This window comes from Streptomyces sp. NPDC007264 (assembly GCF_042869095.1).
In the GTDB taxonomy this organism is placed as follows: Bacteria; Actinomycetota; Actinomycetes; order Streptomycetales; family Streptomycetaceae; genus Streptomyces.
The window spans coordinates 105644-122688 of the sequence record NZ_JBIAFD010000021.1 but is presented as its reverse complement, the minus strand read 5'-3'; the positions used below and the strand labels follow the sequence as shown (position 1 = coordinate 122688).

Here is a 17045-nt window from a genome sequence, read left to right as displayed (position 1 = left end):
CCGGCAACCTCTGGATGCCACCCATCGCCCAGCTCCCCTGACCAGGCACCCCCACCCAGCGTCACCGATCAGGCCCATTCCTTCTGAATGGATACGCGGATCCGCCTTTCCGGTGCCGCCTCGACGGCGGGGCCGGGCCGGTGCCCCGAATCCGGCTGCACGGCGGAGCCGCGCACCATGAGCAGCACCAGGACACCGGCGACCACGGCGACGAGTCCGCCGACCAGGAACACCCGGTCGAGACCCGCGGCATAGGCGTCCTCGACCACCCGTCGCGCGGCGGCACGGGACTGCTCGGGAACCCCGGCGAGCACGGCCGCCGACTGTCCTCCGGTGACCAGGTCGGCCGAGGCACCCGAGTCGCCGAACAGGGCGCTGCCGGTCAGTTCGGTCGCGACGACCCCCGACAGGATCGTGCCGACGGCCGGGATGCCGAGCGCGAAGCCGAGCTGCCGGAAGGTGTTGGCGGCACCGCCCGCCATGCCCGCGCGGTCGGCCGGAGCCGCCGCGAGAGCGGCCGAGGCGAGGATCGGCGAGGCGACGCCGACGCCCATGCCGGCCACCAGGAAGCCGGCCAGCAGGGCCGTCCATCCTGAGGTGCCGGTGACGAACATCTCCAGGAACGAGCCCGCGCCGATCAGGACGAGGCCGCCGCCGATCGGGTACTGCGGCGGGACGCTGGCGAGGAAGCGGCCGGCGAGTCCGGCGGCGACGAAGGACATGCCGCTGAACGGCATGAGGATCAGTCCGGCCTTGACGGGGCCGAAGCCGAGCACGGACTGCGCCCACACGGACACGAACACCAGATTGGCGAAGGCGGCGGCGCTGAAGACGACGGCACCGGCCATCAGGGTGGCGAAGGACGGCGTGCGCAGCAGGCCCAGGTCCAGCATCGGGTCGCGTCGACGGCGCTCGACGAGGACGAACAGCACCAGCGCGAGCGCCGAACCGCCGAACAGGGCCAGGGTGCCGTTCGCACCCCAGCCTTCCTCGCCCGCGCGGATCAGGCCGAAGACGAGCAGGGTGGCGACGAGTGTGAAGCCGATCGTGCCGGGCAGGTCGACGCGGCGGTCGGCGCGGGTGGCCGAGCCGCCCAGGTGCCGGGCGCCGATGACGAGGGCGACGACGGCCACGGGCAGGTTGACCAGGAAGATCCAGCGCCAGTCGAGGTGCTCGGTGAGCAGGCCGCCGACGATCGGCCCCGCGGCTGCGGCGGCGCCGTTGACCGCGCCCCACATGCCGAAGGCGACACCGCGGTCGCGGCCCTCGTAATGGTCCGCCAGGAGCGCGGTGTTGGTGGCGAACATGGCGGCCGCCCCGACGCCCTGCACACCGCGCGCGGCGATCAGCATCTCGCTGGTGCCGGCCAGGCCGCAGGCGAGCGAGGCGAGCGCGAAGACGGTGAGCCCGGTGAGGTAGACGCGCCGGGTTCCGGTCAGGTCCGACAGCGAGCCGAGCGCCATCAGCAGTGAGGCGAGCACGAGGACGTAGACGTCCACGACCCATTGCAGGGCGGAGAAGGACGCGTCGAGCGAGTCGGCCATCCGGGGCAGGGCGACGCTCACGATGGTCACATCGATGAGCAGCATGAAGGTGCCCAGGCACACGGCCAGCAGCGGCATCCATTTGCGCATGGCGTGGAGCCTCTCGGGGTGGATCGGCGCGGGCCGACAAGGGACCCACGCCGGTGGGGAACGGGGACGGGACGGCAGGGACGCGGCCGAGGGACTGCGCGTACGTGGTGCGTGCCGCGCACAGGCGCGCAAGGGGTCCCGGAGGGGTTCCAGGACCCCTCTTAGACACTGGCTAAGAGCGTACACCAGACTCTTAGACAGTGGCTAATAGGTTAGGGTTGCTCATGCCCAGCGATCCGCCGGGCGTCACAGTGCTGCATCGACAGCACCTCTGTGTGAGGTCTTCGTCATGGCTGACTCAGCACCCCGCCGCCGGTCACGGGCCTCGGCGGGTCTGCCGCCCATCACGGCGGACAAGATCATCGATGCCGCGGTCGAGCTGACCGGGGAGCGCGGGCTCGACGGCTGGTCCATCCGGCAGATCGCGACCAGACTGGACGTCTGGCCAGGGGTGATCGCCCATCATGTCGGGGACCGCGAGGCGGTGGTCATGGGAGTGACCGACCGGGTGATCTCCCGCATACCGGTACCCGGCGACGACGTCCCCTGGCGCGACTGGTTCCGCTCCGTGATGAGCGAAGGGCGCACCGTGCTGCGTGAGTACCCGGGCGTGGCCCGGCGGCTGTGCGTCGTGGGGCCGAACGTGCCGTCCGCGTTGCCCACCATCGACGCGGGCATCAGGGTGCTGATGAAGGCCGGATTCGGCGAACAGGCGCCGGAGGTCTACCGCTTCCTGTTCAACAGCGCTTTCGCGCTGGTCGCCGTGGAGGACGACCGAGGCAGCTTCCCCACGGCACGCGCCGACATGGGTCGCGCGATGGCCGCGTTCGCGGAGGACGACTCGCGTCCCGGCCTCGCGGCCGCGGGCACCGTCGCCCGCGGCCGCGGCACGGATCCCCGGGACATCGCCGCCCAGGAGACGGAGTTCTTCCACTTCACCCTCGAACGCTCCCTGGACGGCGCGGAAGCCATGCTGACATCCCGCTGAAGGAGTGACCGGCGAACGCACAGAGCGGCGCGCGTCCGTCGAGCGGGGTCAGTCCTGCTTCGGGACGAGATACGGGGAGACGCTGCGGAGCTTCTCGCAGGTCTCCTCGTACTCGCGGGCGGGCCGAGAGGCCCCGACGACGCCCGCGCCGGCGCGCAGCCAGGCCCGGCCGCCCTGCTGGTAGACGGCGCGCAGCACCAGGGCCGAGTCCAGCGAGCCGTCAGCGCCGGCCCGCAGGACGGAGCCCGCGTACAGACCGCGCGGCTCCTGCTCCAGTTCGCGAATCAGCCGGTAGGCGGCCTGCTTGGGGATGCCCGACGCGGTGACCGGCGGGAAGACCGCGCCCAGCGCGTCCCATGCGGTGCTGCTCTCGGCGAGATCGGTGGTGACACGGGAGGCGAGGTGCTGGACGCTGCCTCGCTGCTTCACCGCGAGGAACTCTCCCACGCGTGTGGTGCCCGGCCTGCCCACGGAGGACAGTTCCTGCACGGCCAGCTTCACGGAGGTCGCGTGCTCGTAGACCTCCTTGGGGTCGCGATGCAGTTCGGTGCGCAGGGCGGCGTCCGTGTCCGGTTCTCCGGTCAGGGCGCGGGTTCCGGCCAGCGGTTGAGTGGTGGCGGTGCCGTCCCCGGGGGCCTCGACCACGGATTCGGGGCTGAAGCCCGCGGCCTGGATGCCGTCGAGGTCCAGGAGGAAGGACCGCGCAGGCGTGTTGGCGGTCCGTCCGCTGACGTAGGTGGCCGGCATGTCGACGGGGAACGGCACGGGGACGGTCCGGGAGAGGATGACCTTGTCGAGCCTGCCGCGACCGATCTCGGCCACGGCGTCGGCGACGTTGCTCTGGTAGGCGCCGGGGTCGTGGATGTCGACCGGCTTGGGGGCGAGCGCGGCCTTCGGGGTCCCGGCCAGCACCTTGCGGAGGCGGTCCGGGAAGTCCGGGTCGAGGGTACGGATGCTCACTTCCGCCTCGGTCACCGTCAACTCGGTTCCGGGAACGATGAGGTGGCCGAGCAGGCCGTCGGGGCGGGCGCTGCTCGCCAGCTCGAAGGCCAGCCATCCGTAGGCGTGCCAGTCGGACACCGGCGCCTCGTGCAGCGCGGCACGGATGGGCTCCCAGGGCGCTCCCGACCAGGTACGGGTCCCTCCGGCCGTGGTGCGGACGACGTCGGCCTCGACCCGCACCTCATGGACCGGGTTGCCGGCGACGTACCACCGCTGTTCCTGCTCGTAGACGACGTAATCGGTGAACAGGCCCGAGCCGGCGATCTCGGCGACGACGGCCAGGGGGTCGAAGGGTCCCTCGATGCAGGCGTGTCGGTCGTATCCGGTCACGTTGGTCTCCTCTTGGTAGCAGAGCGGTGCGCGCAGTGGGGTGGTGACGGGGTCGGCCGCAGGGGCGACGCCCGGTTCTCCGGGAACCGACGTGGTCGCCCTCGAGGCTCATGACGGGCGTGCGCACGGGGAGGGACCGTGCGGTACGAGGGGACGTCAGAAGTACATGACCGCCTTGTCCCAGTCCTCGCCCTCCGCGAACAGATAACGGGCCTTGAGGATGTCGCGCTGCGCGGTGAGGGCCTCCACCGGGACCAGGCTGCCCGGGGGCAGCCCCGTGATCCGGTGCGGGACGCCGAGTTCGCGCTCGACGGCGGCGCCCAGTTCCTTGACCGCCTGTTCGCGCGTCGCCTCCGGTGCCTCGAACTCCAGCCGCAGCGCCTCGGGGTGGGCCATGGCCCGCCAGAACATCACCTCGTAGGCGGCGGGCAGCGAGAAGACCAGCTCCTCCAGCCGTGCCTGCGTCACGGTGGCGGAGCCCACGGTGTACGCGGTGCCCGCCCTGCCGAGCACCGTCACCGTCGGCAGCAGCCAGCCGCACGGGCACGGCTCCGCGGACACCTCGACCTCGTCGGCGAGGTTGTAGCGCAGCAGCGGCATCGCGTCGCGGTACAGGGGGGTCACGACCATGCGGCCGCGGCCCGCCTCGGAGAGGGTGCCCGTCGTCGGGTCGTACACCTCGAAGATCGCGCGGTCGGCCCACAGGTGCAGCCGGCCCTCGGGGCACTGCCCGGCGATGGTGCCGGTTTCCGTGGAGCCGTACTCCTCGACGATCGGGATGCCGCCCCAGATCTCGCTCAGCCGCCTGCGGCGCACCGCGGTCAGCGGCTCCGCCGCGGTGAACATGGCACGCAGGGCGGGGAAGTCCCGATCGGGGCGCAGGCCCGCGGCCTTCGCGGCGGCCGCCAGCATCGTGATCTCGGTGGGGTTGCACCAGGTGAGCGTCACGTCGAGGGACTTCAGGACGCGCACCATGCGGGACAGCGGCGTGGCGAGCGAACGGGCGTCGCCGGGGACGACCGTGGCTCCGCACAGCCGGCCGGCGGCCTGCGCGAGATGCCCGGTGATGACCAGGCCGTAGGGGGTGCGCACCAGGAAGGTGTCGGAGGGACGGATGCCCACCCACTTGCGGGCGTACCGTTCGGCGAGATCGGTCCAGTCCTCCTCGGTGTAGTACGAGGCGGTGGGCTCGCCCGCCGTGCCGCTGGACTCGTGGTAGGTCGCGAGCCGCTCACGCTCCACCGCGAGCATCCCGAACGGGTACCGGTCGCGCAGGTCCTGCTTGGTGGTCAGCTCGACGCCGGCGAAGTCGTCGGCGGTGCGCGGCGCGGGGCGGCCGGCGTAGCGCGCCGCGTAGAACGGCGAGCGCAGAGCCTGCGCAAGCACCCTCGGCAACTGGGATCGCTGTATTTCCGCCAGTTCGGCGGGGCTGGACCAGTCACCGGGTTCCGGACGCGAGCGCGACATGGGGGACCTCTCTCGTGTGTGTCCTGGGACCTTTCCGAGGCAACAGCCCGGGCCCTCGGAGCCTGGCGTGCCACCGCTCACCGGTGCCCCCGGCGGGCGACGTCCGCCCGGGGCACCGGCCGGCGTCCTGCGGGCCACGCGGCTGCGGAGACGCTCCGGCCGCGCACCGATGCCACGCGGCGGCTGCGGCAGCAGCACACCACCGCGGGGCGGCGGCGACGCGAGTAGTCGCCACTCAATTCGGCCACCGGGTACCGCGCACGGCCCCGGGGCCGCCACCGCGCAAGGGGCCTCACGGCCGGGGCGGTCGAGCGCCGCCCGGGCCTCGGCGGTTGAGTACCGCCTACTCATGAGGCCCGGCGGCCCCGGTGCTGTGCTTGCGGCCAGCCCATCCGCCCGTCCGCTGCACCACCCCGCACGGACCCCGCGGCCGCACCACCCCTAGGCCCTGTCGTCACATTCCCGTCTGCCGTGCGACGCCATGCACGCGCTCTCGCCGCACCGGGCCCTGACCCAAGTACATCCAGTACGTGGGTCAGGGCCCGGCACGCCGAGAGCACGCTCCCCCACTCTCGGCTCCGCTCGAGCGGGGGGACCCCCACGACGCCGCGCGGCCCGCCCTTCGGGCGGACGACGCGAATGTGACGACAGGACCCAGGCGCATCTCCCCCTTCCGCCCGCGGGGCATTCCCCTCACCCGGCCTGCCCGGCATTCCCCGGGCACGCACCAGGACACATCTCAGGACACGAAGGAGTCGGCTCGATGAGGACTGCGAATCTGTATCTCGCCGGGATCGGCAACCACCTGCCGCCCCTGTTCCCGGCCGAGCGCGCGGTCGCGGAGGGGCTGTACGACGAGGAGGCCCGGCAGGCGTCCGGCATGCGGTCGGCCGCCGTCAGCGCATCCACGCCGGCCCCGCAGATGGCGATCGAGGCGGGGCGGGCCGCGCTCGCCGGTTCCGGGCACGGCGCGGACGACATCGGCATCCTGCTGCACAGTTACACCCACCACCAGGGCCCGGACGGCTGGTCTGCGGCGCACTACGTGCTGAACAACACGATCGACCGGCCCGTGCCCGCCGTCGAGATCAAGCAGGGCTGCCTCGGCATGCTGGTCTCCGTGGCCATGGCCGCGAACCGCCTGATCGCCGACCCGACGCACGACGCCGCCCTGATCACCACGGGCGACAACTACTCCACTCCCGGCGTCGAACGCTGGCGCGCCTCGGGTCTGTTCGTGCTCGCCGACGCGGGCAGTGCCGTGGTGCTCTCGCGCCGTTCCGGCTTCGCGGAGCTGCTCGCCCTGGACTCACTGTCCGACTCCTCCATGGAGATCCTGCACCGCGCCGGCGAGGAACTGTTCCCGCCGGGTGTCACCCGCGGTCGGGGGCTGAACTTCGCCGAACGCGCCGAGAAGGTACGCGAGCAGTGGGCGGCCGGCCAGGCCCCGCCCATCAAGAACTTCGGGGACCGGATCGCGGAGATCACCGAACGCACCCTCAAGCAGGCCGACGTGACGTGGGACCAGATCGTCAAGGTGTGCCACGTCGGCTTCAGCCGGCCCGCCCTGGAGGCGATGTTCCTTCTGCCGCTCGACGTGCCGGAGGAGAAGACGGTCTGGGAGTACGTCAGCACGATCGGGCACACCGGTGCCGCCGACCTCTTCCTGGGTCTGGAGCACGTGTGGCGCACCGGGCAGGTCCAGCCCGGCGACCACGTCCTGCTGGTCGGCGCGAGCACCGGGATGGAGGCCGGCGCCGCCGTCGTCCGCATCACGGAGGCCGCCCCCGAGGCCGGCGGCACCCCGTCCGCCACCGAGTCCGAGTAGGAGTGCGGGCATGCTCGAGGGATTCACCCCCTGGCCCGAGGACGTCGCGCGCCGCTACCGCGAACAGGGCATCTGGCGCGGCGAGACGCTGGGCACGGTGCTGCGGGAGGCCGCGTGGCGGCACGGCGGCAGCACCGCGCTGGTCCACGGTGAGCGGCGGATCAGTTACGCCGAACTCGACCGTTGGGCCGACCGGCTGGCGGCCGGTTTCGCCGCGCACGGCCTGCGCCCCGACGACCGTGTCGTCGTCCAGCTGCCCAACGTGCCGGAGTTCGTGGCGATCGTGTTCGGGCTGATGCGGCTCGGTGCGAAGGTGGTCTTCTCGCTGCCGGCGCACCGGGCCACCGAACTCGTCCACCTGGTCCGGCTGAGCGGGGCGGTCGGCTATGTGGGGCCCGAGACGCACCGCGGCCACGACCACCGCGAACTGGCCCGGCAGGTGCAGTCCGAGACCGCCACCCTGACGTCGCTGTTCGTGCTGGGCGCGAGGACCGAGGGATTCGTGTCGGTCGACGAGCTGGAGTCGGCCGTCGCCGACCCGCAGCCGCTGCCCGAGCCCGACGCGGCCGACGTGGCGTTCTTCCTCCTGTCCGGCGGGACCACGTCCCTGCCGAAGCTGATCCCGCGGACCCACGACGCCTACGTCTACATGTCGGACCGCGCGGCCCAGGTGTGCGAGCTGACCGAGGACGACGTGTATCTCGCCGTCCTGCCCATCGAGTTCAACTTCGCCTTCGGCTGCCCCGGTCTGATCGGCACCCTCCGGACCGGCGGCACGGTGGTCCTCGCCGACACGCCCAACCCGGTGGACTGCTTCCCGCTCGTCGAGCGTTACGGGGCCACCGTCACCGCGGTGGTGCCCTCCGTCATGACGTTGTGGCTGGAGGCGGCCGAATGGGCCGAGCAGGACCTGTCCAGCCTGCGGCTGGTGCAGGTGGGCGGGGCGCGGATGACGCGCGAGATCGCCGAACGCATCCAGCCCACGCTGGGCGCCAGGCTCCAGCAGGTGTTCGGCATGGCCGAGGGGCTGCTCACCTTCAGCAGGCCGGACGATCCGGCCGAGTCGGTGCTCACCACACAGGGCAAGCCGATCTCCGACGCCGACGAGCTCCTCATCGTCGACGAGGACGGCAGGCCGCTGCCCCGGGGCGAGATCGGCGAGCTGATCACTCGCGGCCCGTACACCCTGCGCGGCTACTACCGGGTGCCCGACTACAACCGGCGTGCGTTCACCGACGACGGCTTCTACCGCACCGGCGACCTGGCACGGCTCACCGAGGACGGGGACCTGGTCATCGAGGGCCGCATCAAGGAGACGATCATCCGCGGCGGTGACAAGATCGCCGCGGGCGAGGTCGAGGACCTGCTGCTCGCCCACCCGGCCGTCGCCGCGGCGGCCGTGATCGGCGTGCCCGACGACTTCCTGGGCGAACGGATCTGCGCCTACCTGGTCGCCGACGGACCCGAGGTCCCGCCGGCCGAGCTCAAGCGGTCCGTGCACGCGCAGGGCGTCGCCGACTACAAGCTCCCCGACGTCGTGCGCTACGTGCCCGAACTCCCCCTGACCCCTCTCGGCAAAGTCGACAAGAAGGCGCTGGCCGCACACGCCGCGTCCGAGCAGGAAGGCTGACGTGGACACTCCTATGCCCCCGACCGAACGCGAGCTGCGCGCCCTCGTCGCGCCCGTGCTGGGCATCGAGCCCTCCGGGATCGACGCGGACGCCAACCTGGTGCTGCTCGGTCTGAGTTCGCTGGAGATCATGCGGCTGGTCGGCCGCTGGCGCAAGGCGCGCATCCCGGTGGACTTCGACGCCCTGGTCGCCGCGCCCACGCTGAACGGCTGGCTCGCCCACCTCCAGTCACTGGCGGCGTCCGTGCCGACCGAGCCGGGGGTGGCGTGATGGCGGCCCGGCTGATCACCGGCGGCACCGTCTACACCGCTGACGCGCAGAACGCCGTGCACGCCCGGGGCGCCGTCCTGATCGTGGACGACAAGGTCGCCGCGGTGGGCCCGGTGGCCGAGGTCGAGCAGGCGGTGGCGGCGCTGGACGCGGCCGACAGGTCGGAGCTGCGGACGGTGGACGCGAGCCGGATGATGGTCCTGCCCGGCTTCGTGAACGCCCACTGGCACGAGATGTTCGCGATGGGCTTCACCCTGCGCGGTGCGCTCAGGCCGGCCTCCGACCGCGAGGACCAGGTCGGGTTCATGGGCGGCGGCGGTGACATGCACGAGATCTCCGCCACGTTCGACCGCTTCGACGGCCTGATCGAGGCCCTGGCGCCGGAAGAGGCCCAGGCCATCGCCGAGTACTCGATGTGGATCCAGTTGCGCGGCGGGGTGACGACGCTGGGCGACATGGGCTCCCTCAACCGTCCGCACTCCATGGTGGCCGCGGCCCGCCGTCTCGGCATCCGCTTCTCGGCGAGCACCTGGGCGAGCGACGCGGTCTGCCCTCCCGACCGGTCGCGGATCCTGCGCACCCGGGACGCCGACGCGGTCCTCGCCGGCTTCGAGTCGCTGCTCGGTGCGGTCGCCGCGGACACCACGGGCCGCATCCGATGCCGTCCGAACATCTCGTACGTCACCAACATGACCGACGAACTGGCGCGCGGAATGGCCGACCTGGTCACCCGGCACGACCTGCCGTTCGCGACGCACGTGGGTGCGCTGCGCAACGAGGCCGACCTGATGCGGACGTACCACGGGGAGACCGGGCTGCGCCGCCTCGCCGAGTTCGGCCTGCTGGACGACCGGCTGATGGCCGGCCACGGCGCGTTCCTCGACGAGCACGAGCAGAAGCTGATGCTCGCCGCGCGGGCGCACATCAGCCACTCCCCCGGCAAGTACGGTCCCTCGGGCGAGTCCTCGCTGACCGAGACCGGGGTGGTGCCGGCGCTGCGCCGGGCGGGGCTGGACGTGTCGCTGTCGACCGACGCGGCCGCGCTGCCGGGTGCGGGCATCGCCGAGACGATGCGCGCGGCCTGGCAGATGTACAACGAGATGAGCGCCGACCAGACCGAGGTGCTGCCCACCGACGCGCTCGCGATGGCCACCCGGATCGCTGCCAAGGGGCTGCACTGGGACGACGCCGTCGGCACCCTGGAGCCGGGCAAGCAGGCCGACCTTCTGCTCGTCCGGGCCGACGACTGGCGTTATCTGCTCAATCCACGGCCGCTGGAGAGCTTCCTGTGGCTGGCCGGCTCCGCCGACGTGGACACGGTGATCGTCGGGGGCCGCACCCTGGTGGCAGGCGGCCGCGGCGTCGAGGTCGACGAGACGGCGCTGCGGGACCGCTATCTGCAGGCGCTGCGCGGCTTCACGATCCGGGCCCTGCGCGTGCCCGCCGAAGCGGTCGACCGGGTACTCGGGCAGGTGGCCCGATGAGCGCGGAGAAGGTCCGAACGGCGACGGGGGCACCCGGCGCGGACTGGTCGGGCGTCGCGGTGGTGACCGGGGCGGCGGGCGGCATCGGGGCCGAGATCGCCCGGGCCCTGGCGGCCGCCGGTGTCCCGGTGGCGCTGCTGGACCGGGACGTCATGGCGCTGTGGGAGCTGGCGGCTGAGCTGGACGGCTTCGGCGGGGGCGTGCTGGCGGTGGCCGCGGACGTCACGGACAGCGTGGACGTGGACACCGCGGTCGCGAAGGCCGAGGCGGAACTCGGGCCGATCGCCTACCTCGTCAACGCCGCCGGGGTCCTGCGCAGCGGCCTGGCGAGCGAACTCACCGACGAGGAGTGGGACGTCACGTTCGCGGTCAACACGAGCGGGGTGTTCCACGCGAGCCGGGCGGTGACCCGGATGATGATTCCGCGCGGGCGGGGCTCGATCGTGACCATCGCGTCCAACGCGGCCCTCACCCCCCGGACCTCGATGGCGGCGTACGCGGCGTCCAAGGCGGCCTCCGCGATGTTCACCAAGTGCCTCGGCCTCGAGGTCGCCCGCCACGGCATCCGCTGCAACGTCGTGGCGCCCGGCTCGACCCGCACGCCGATGCTGACCGCGTTGCAGGGCGACGCGGCCGAGCGCGTCTCCGTGGAGGGGATGCCGGATGCCTACCGGGTCGGCATTCCGCTGGGCCGGATCGCCGAGCCGGCCCACATCGCCGACGCGGTCCTCTTCCTGCTCTCCGAGCGGTCCGCCCACATCACCATGCAGGACCTGACCGTGGACGGCGGCGCGGCGCTGGGCGCCTGACCCGTGCACCGTCCCGCACCGGCGGGACCCTCCCGAGACCCGACCACCCGCGCCTCGGGGCCGGCCGACCACCGGCCCTGACGTCCCGGACCCCTCCCCGGTCCGGCCCGAGACGCGCCCGGGACCGAATCCGCCTCGGTCCCGGGCGCACCCCGACGTGCGCCGTCGGCACCCCGGGGCCACGGAGCCCCGCCGTCAGCCGTCATCCGACCAGGAAGGAACCCGACGTGGCGATCGCACCGATCGACCCGTACCCGATGCCACGGCCCTCAGAGCTGCCGCCCAACACGGTCTCCTGGGGCGTCGATCCACGGCGTGCGATGCTGCTGGTGCACGACATGCAGCACTACTTCCTCGCCCCGTTCGCGGCCGGTGCCCAGCCGCGCACCGATCTGCTCTCCCATGTGCGGGCGCTGCGCGAGCGCTGCGCCGACCTCGGGGTGCCGGTCGTCTACTCGGCCCAGCCCGGCGACATGACGCCCCGGCAGCGCGGTCTGCTCGCGGCCTTCTGGGGCCCCGGCATGTCGGCGGCTCCCGAGGACCGGGGCATCCCCGAAGTCCTCGCACCCGGCGAGCACGACACCGTCCTGACCAAGTGGCGGGCCAGCGCCTTCCACCGCACCCCGCTGCTCGAGACGCTCCGTGAGCAGGGCCGCGACCAGCTGATCATCTGCGGGGTCTATGCCCACGTCGGCATCCTGCTCACCGCCTGCGACGCCTTCGCGCACGACATCGAGCCCTTCGTGGTCGCCGACGCGATCGCCGACTTCACGCCGGAGTTCCACCGCATGGCGCTCGAGTACGCGGCGTCCCGGTGCGCCATGATCCTGCCGGCCGCGGCGGTGCTCCAGGCGCTGTCCGCGGCCGCCCCCGCGTCCGTAGGAGACCTTTCATGATCTCCCTGGAGGAACTGGCCGGGGGCGGGCGCCCGTTCGCGTTGCTCCACCGGCCCGAGAGCGGCGGCGCCGGCCATGTCGACCTGCTGCTGGGCGAGTTCGGCACCGTCGCGGGAACGGCGGACCTGCCGCTCCCCGACTCCGGGGAGCCCGGCACCCACGAGGTGCTCGCCGTCCTGCCCTACCGGGTGATCGGCGAGCGGGGCTACGACCACCACGACGACGGCGAACCGGTTCTCGCGATGCCCGTGCGCGACCAGGCGCTGCTCCCCGTCGACGACGTGCTCGACACCGTCCTGGCCTGGCCCGTCCACACCGACGAAGGCCGCTTCGACCTCGACGACGAGGAGTACGGCGACCTCGTGCGCCGTGTGCTCGACGAGGAGATCGGCCATGGCTCCGGCGCCAACTTCGTCCTCAAGCGCACCTTCGTCACCGAGATCCCCGGCTGGTCGACGCGTACGGCGCTCGCCTTCTGGGGGCGGCTGCTGCGCGGCGAGCCCGGCGCGTACTGGACGTTCCTGATCCACACCGGTGAGCGCACCTTCATCGGCGCCAGCCCGGAACGCCATGTCAGTCTCGACGACGGCGTCGCCGTGATGACCCCGATCAGCGGCACCTACCGCTATCCGGCCGGCGGCCCGACCGTGGCGTCCGTGCTGGACTTCCTCGCCGACGGCAAGGAGACCAACGAGCTGTACATGGTGCTCGACGAGGAGCTGAAGATGATGAGCCGCGTGTGCGACGACGCACACGTGGTCGGGCCGCACCTGAAGGAGATGGCCCACCTCGCCCACACCGAGTACCGCATCGTCGGCCACAGCGCCCGGGACGCCCGCGAGATCCTGCGGGAGACCCTGCTCGCCCCGACGGTGACCGGCAGCCCGGTGCAGAGCGCCTGCCAGGTGATCGCCAAGTTCGAGCCGAGCGGCCGGGGTTACTACTCGGGCGTGGCGGCCCTGATCGGCCGCGATGCCGCCGGACGGCGACGCATGGACTCGGCCGTCATGATCAGGACGGCGGACGTCGACGCGGCCGGCCGGGTCCGGATCGGCGTCGGCGCCACGCTGGTGCGTGATTCCGACCCCGCCAAGGAGGCCGCGGAGACCAGGGCGAAGGCAGCGGGCCTGCTCGACGCCCTGCACCGGGTCGCCGAGCCGCGCCGCCCGGCCGGCCTGGAGCGGCATCCGCAGATCCGGGCGGCGCTCGCCTCGCGCAACACTCCGCTGTCGGAGTTCTGGCTCGCGTCGCAACCGGTGCGGCCGGCGATCAGCGGCACAGCGCTGATCATCGATGCGGAGGACACGTTCCCCGCGATGGGCGCACTGCAACTGCGCAGCCTCGGCTACGACGTGACGATCCGCCGCTACGACGAGCCGTACCGCCCGACCGGGTACGACCTGGTCCTGCTCGGCCCGGGCCCCGGTGACCCCCGCGACGTGAGCCATCCCAAGATCGCCCATCTGCGCGCGGTCACCGCCCGGCTGCTCGACCTGCGGATCCCCTTCGTGGCGGTGTGCCTGAGCCACCAGGTGCTCGGCTCGCTGCTCGGGCTCGAACTGCGAAGGCTGGGCTTCCCGAACCAGGGGGTGCGGCGCACCGTCGACCTGTTCGGCACCCCGGAACAGGTCTACTTCTACAACACCTTCGCCGCGTACAGCGACGGCGCGCCGCTGGACAGCCCGCTGTGCCCGGAGCTGGTCGAGGTCGCCCGCGACCAGGGGACGGGCGAGGTACACGGGCTGCGCGGACCTGGCTTCGCCTCCGTGCAGTTCCACCCCGCGTCGGTGATGACCCTCCGCGGCGCGGACATTCTGAACGACCTGGTCACCCATGCACTGGCACCTGTGCCTCACCGAGCGGAGCTGACTGCGTGACTTCCCTGCTCGATCCAGCCACCGCGCACGCGGTGCACACCACTTGGCGCTCGCTCCCGGCCGGGCAGCAGCCGGCGTGGCCGGATTCCGGCGCGCTCGACGCCGCGGTCACCGCCCTCGCGTCGAGCCTGCCGCTGGTCACGCCACGCGAGTGCGACCTGCTGAAGACCCGACTGGCCGCGGTCGCGCGCGGCGAGGCGTTCCTGGTCCAGGGCGGCGACTGCGCCGAGGCCCTGGACGCCGTCAACGCCATGTCCATCGGCCGTACCGCGAGCACCCTCCAGCAACTGGCCACCGTCTTCGGATACGTGATGTCGCTGCCCGTGGTGACGCTCGCCCGCATGGCCGGGCAGTACGCCAAACCGCGCTCGGCGGCGACCGAGACCAGGCGGGGCGTCGAACTGCCGGTGTACCGGGGCGACGCGGTGAACGGGCACGCCTTCACGGCGGCCGCCCGCATCCCCGACCCGCAGCGGCTGGTCCGCGTCTACGACAAGTCCGCCGCCACCTTGAACCTCGTGCGGGCCTTCGGCGCCGACGAGCACTCCGGGCCCGGGCACGCGCTCGAGGCCCTGCGGCAGTTCACCGCCGCCTCACCGGAGCGAGCCCGCTACGAGTCGCTCACCAAGGAGATCGAGCAGGCCGGAGGCTTCACCGGCACCGGCGACGGCTGGCACACGCCGGACGAGCTGTTCATGTCCCACGAGGGGCTGCTGCTGGACTACGAGTCGGCGCTGACCCGTGTCGAGGCGGCCACCGGCCGGCCCTACGCCACCTCCGGGCACCTGCTGTGGATCGGCGAGCGCACCCGGCGCCTGGACGGGGCGCACGTGGAGTACTTCTCCCGGATCAGCAATCCGATCGCCGTCAAGATCGGTCCGACCGTCGAGGAGGACGAACTGCTGCGCCTGATCGACCGGTTGTCGCCGGGGGGCGAGCCGGGCCGGCTGACGCTGGTGGTCCGGATGGGCGCCGGGACCGTGCGGAGGGTGCTGCCCGGCCTGGTCGAGCGGGTCATGGCGGAGGGGCGGTCCGTCGCCTGGGTGTCCGACCCCATGCACGGCAACACGGTGAGCGCGCCGTCCGGGCACAAGACCCGCCGGTTCGACGACGTCCTCGACGAGCTGACGGGATTCTTCGAGGTGCTGCACGGGCTGGGCGCCCACCCGGGCGGGGTGCACCTGGAACTGACCGGTGACGACGTGACGGAGTGCGTCGGCGGCGGCGCCGGCCTCGGCTTCGCCGACCTGCCCACACGCTACCGGTCGGTGTGCGATCCCCGGTTGAACCGCGAGCAGTCCCTCGACCTCGCCTTCCAGCTCGCCGAACTCCTCGACGCCGCACGTCTGCCGGGCGCCGGGGAGTCCCTGCGGTGACAGAGCTGCGGCTGCCGCCCGAACCGGCGGTGGACGCCTTCGTCTGACGGCACGGCGCGGGCGGCCGCTCGCCGGGAGGACCAACGCCGGGAACTCGACGGGTTCTGCTGCGCCCTGCCGCCGCCCGCATCACCGTGCCGGGCCATCACCGTGCCGGGCCGCAACGGCCTCGTACGACGGCCCCCTGGTGGGTCGCTCCGCCCGACCCCCTGGCGCGCCCCCGCCCCCGCCCACGCCGTCGGGGACGGCCGGCAGGCGTGGGCGCCAGGGGTCCTGACGATCCGACCGGCCCGACCGAGCCGATCGCCGCATCGGGCCTCCGACGACGACGGGAGTCGCCATGAACCGAGACCTGGATCTGACCGTCGCCCTGTTCCCGGGGCAGGGCGCCTACCGTCCCGGCGCCCTCGCGGGGCTCTGGGAGCGCGGCACGGACGCCGTGCGGAGCACCTTCGAGGTGGTGGACGCGGTCACGAAGGAGCGGCTCGGCCAGGAGGTGTCCTCGGTGCTGTTCCGGCCCTCGCCGCCGAGTCCGGCGACCCTCCTCGCGCAGGCTTCGGACATCCTTCAGCTCGCCGTCTTCTCCACCTCGGTGGCCACGTACCGGCTGCTCACCGAACGTGGCGCGCGCCCTTCGATCCACCTGGGGCACAGTCTGGGCGAGGTGGCCGCGCTGACCTGCGCGGGCGCCTACGACCTGGCGGACGCGACCGCGGTGCTGTGCGAGCGGATCTCCGCGGTGCGCGCCCACGACCGCAGCGGGGGTTCGCTGCTCGCCCTGCGCTGCGACCGGGAGCGTGCCGAGCGGCTCGTGGCCCTGATCGGCCACCCCGCCCTCGTGGTGGCCGTCGACAACTCCGCCGACCAGACGGTCGTCTCCGGCCCCGCGGAAGCGCTCGGTACGGCCACGGCGATCGCCCGGCGGCTCGGCATCACGGCGACGGGGCTGCACTCCCCGCATCCCTTCCACAATCCGCTGCTGGACGAGGCGCGCCGTGAACTGGCCGAGCGCGTCGCCGGGTTCCCGCAGCGCCCGACGACCGTACCGGTGTACTCGCCCATCCTCGGGCGCTACTACCGCGACGGGGACGACCTCGCCGGCCTGCTCGCCCTGCACCTGGTGACCCCCGTCGAGTTCCGCACGGCCCTCGCGGCTCTGCACGCCGCCGGTGCGCGGACCTTCGTGGAGGTGGGTGCCGGGCGGATGCTGACGAGCCTGGTCGCCGCGGAGCGGCCGGGCGTGTACGCGACGGGCCCGCTCGCGGGCCGCGACGAGGAGGCGGGGCTGGCGGCGGCCGCGGGCGCGCTGACGCCGAGGTGATGCGCGCCGCCGGGCGCGCCGAGGTGATGCGGGCCCGCGCACCCGCCGCACCCCCCGCACCGGGCGCCGGTCCTCTCTCCCCGGGACGACGGCGGCCTCTCCCCGGCACGACGGCAGCGGGCCCGGAGCACA

The 17045-nt window shown here is 72.8% G+C and carries 13 protein-coding genes; 10 read left to right on the top strand and 3 right to left on the bottom strand.

What is annotated here, in order from left to right; all coding sequences use genetic code 11:
• Positions 1-68: 68 nt before the first annotated feature.
• Positions 69-1634 carry an MFS transporter gene (locus ACFYMU_RS29120; protein ID WP_388379314.1) on the bottom strand — a complete coding sequence of 522 codons (1566 nt, stop codon included), beginning with the start codon at positions 1632-1634 and terminating at the stop codon, positions 69-71.
• Positions 1635-1923: 289 nt separating this feature from the next.
• Here ACFYMU_RS29120 and ACFYMU_RS29115 point away from each other — a divergent pair, with 289 nt between their 5' ends.
• Entirely contained in the window at positions 1924-2622 is a 699-nt protein-coding gene (locus ACFYMU_RS29115; RefSeq protein WP_388379311.1) for a TetR/AcrR family transcriptional regulator, read from the top strand.
• A gap of 48 nt (positions 2623-2670) precedes the next feature.
• On the opposite strand, the gene ACFYMU_RS29110 is transcribed toward ACFYMU_RS29115, so the two are convergent.
• Positions 2671-3954, bottom strand: a complete 1284-nt coding sequence (locus ACFYMU_RS29110; RefSeq protein WP_388379308.1) for a salicylate synthase — start codon at positions 3952-3954, stop codon at positions 2671-2673.
• A gap of 156 nt (positions 3955-4110) precedes the next feature.
• Entirely contained in the window at positions 4111-5421 is a 1311-nt protein-coding gene (locus ACFYMU_RS29105; RefSeq protein WP_388379305.1) for a phenylacetate--CoA ligase family protein, read from the bottom strand.
• Positions 5422-6184: 763 nt separating this feature from the next.
• Here ACFYMU_RS29105 and ACFYMU_RS29100 point away from each other — a divergent pair.
• The 9 genes from ACFYMU_RS29100 (at position 6185) to ACFYMU_RS29060 (ending at position 16913) form a co-directional block, all read left to right on the top strand.
• Complete coding sequence (locus tag ACFYMU_RS29100) at positions 6185-7249, top strand: ketoacyl-ACP synthase III family protein (protein WP_388379303.1); 1065 nt, start codon at positions 6185-6187, stop codon at positions 7247-7249.
• 10 nt (positions 7250-7259) lie between these two features.
• A complete protein-coding gene (locus ACFYMU_RS29095; protein ID WP_388379301.1) occupies positions 7260-8879 on the top strand; it encodes a (2,3-dihydroxybenzoyl)adenylate synthase in 1620 nt (539 codons plus the stop codon).
• A gap of 13 nt (positions 8880-8892) precedes the next feature.
• Entirely contained in the window at positions 8893-9150 is a 258-nt protein-coding gene (locus tag ACFYMU_RS29090) for a phosphopantetheine-binding protein (RefSeq protein ID WP_388379298.1), read from the top strand.
• Positions 9150-10634 (top strand): amidohydrolase family protein, encoded by a 1485-nt coding sequence (locus ACFYMU_RS29085; protein WP_388379295.1) that lies wholly within the window; start codon positions 9150-9152, stop codon positions 10632-10634. The genes ACFYMU_RS29090 and ACFYMU_RS29085 overlap by 1 nt, the downstream gene beginning before the upstream one ends.
• Entirely contained in the window at positions 10631-11443 is an 813-nt protein-coding gene (locus ACFYMU_RS29080) for a 2,3-dihydro-2,3-dihydroxybenzoate dehydrogenase (protein WP_388379292.1), read from the top strand. Before ACFYMU_RS29085 ends, ACFYMU_RS29080 begins: the two co-directional genes overlap by 4 nt.
• A gap of 227 nt (positions 11444-11670) precedes the next feature.
• Positions 11671-12339: an isochorismatase family protein gene (locus ACFYMU_RS29075; RefSeq protein WP_388379290.1), complete on the top strand. Its 669-nt coding sequence runs from the start codon at positions 11671-11673 to the stop codon at positions 12337-12339.
• Positions 12336-14216 (top strand): anthranilate synthase family protein, encoded by a 1881-nt coding sequence (locus ACFYMU_RS29070; protein WP_388379287.1) that lies wholly within the window; start codon positions 12336-12338, stop codon positions 14214-14216. The genes ACFYMU_RS29075 and ACFYMU_RS29070 overlap by 4 nt, the downstream gene beginning before the upstream one ends.
• Positions 14213-15592: a 3-deoxy-7-phosphoheptulonate synthase class II gene (locus ACFYMU_RS29065; RefSeq protein ID WP_388379284.1), complete on the top strand. Its 1380-nt coding sequence runs from the start codon at positions 14213-14215 to the stop codon at positions 15590-15592. Before ACFYMU_RS29070 ends, ACFYMU_RS29065 begins: the two co-directional genes overlap by 4 nt.
• 340 nt (positions 15593-15932) lie before the next feature.
• Positions 15933-16913, top strand: coding sequence for an ACP S-malonyltransferase (locus ACFYMU_RS29060; RefSeq protein WP_388379281.1), 981 nt, complete (start codon positions 15933-15935; stop codon positions 16911-16913).
• The last annotated feature ends 132 nt before the right edge of the window (positions 16914-17045 follow it).

Coding starts and splice junctions, on each gene's coding strand:
- ACFYMU_RS29095 (WP_388379301.1), top strand. CDS start 7,260: ATGCTCGAGGGATTCACCCCCTGGCCCGAGGACGTCGCGCGCCGCTAC.
- ACFYMU_RS29100 (WP_388379303.1), top strand. CDS start 6,185: ATGAGGACTGCGAATCTGTATCTCGCCGGGATCGGCAACCACCTGCCG.
- ACFYMU_RS29120 (WP_388379314.1), bottom strand. CDS start 1,634: ATGCGCAAATGGATGCCGCTGCTGGCCGTGTGCCTGGGCACCTTCATG.
- ACFYMU_RS29115 (WP_388379311.1), top strand. CDS start 1,924: ATGGCTGACTCAGCACCCCGCCGCCGGTCACGGGCCTCGGCGGGTCTG.
- ACFYMU_RS29105 (WP_388379305.1), bottom strand. CDS start 5,421: ATGTCGCGCTCGCGTCCGGAACCCGGTGACTGGTCCAGCCCCGCCGAA.
- ACFYMU_RS29090 (WP_388379298.1), top strand. CDS start 8,893: ATGCCCCCGACCGAACGCGAGCTGCGCGCCCTCGTCGCGCCCGTGCTG.
- ACFYMU_RS29070 (WP_388379287.1), top strand. CDS start 12,336: ATGATCTCCCTGGAGGAACTGGCCGGGGGCGGGCGCCCGTTCGCGTTG.
- ACFYMU_RS29085 (WP_388379295.1), top strand. CDS start 9,150: ATGGCGGCCCGGCTGATCACCGGCGGCACCGTCTACACCGCTGACGCG.
- ACFYMU_RS29080 (WP_388379292.1), top strand. CDS start 10,631: ATGAGCGCGGAGAAGGTCCGAACGGCGACGGGGGCACCCGGCGCGGAC.
- ACFYMU_RS29060 (WP_388379281.1), top strand. CDS start 15,933: ATGAACCGAGACCTGGATCTGACCGTCGCCCTGTTCCCGGGGCAGGGC.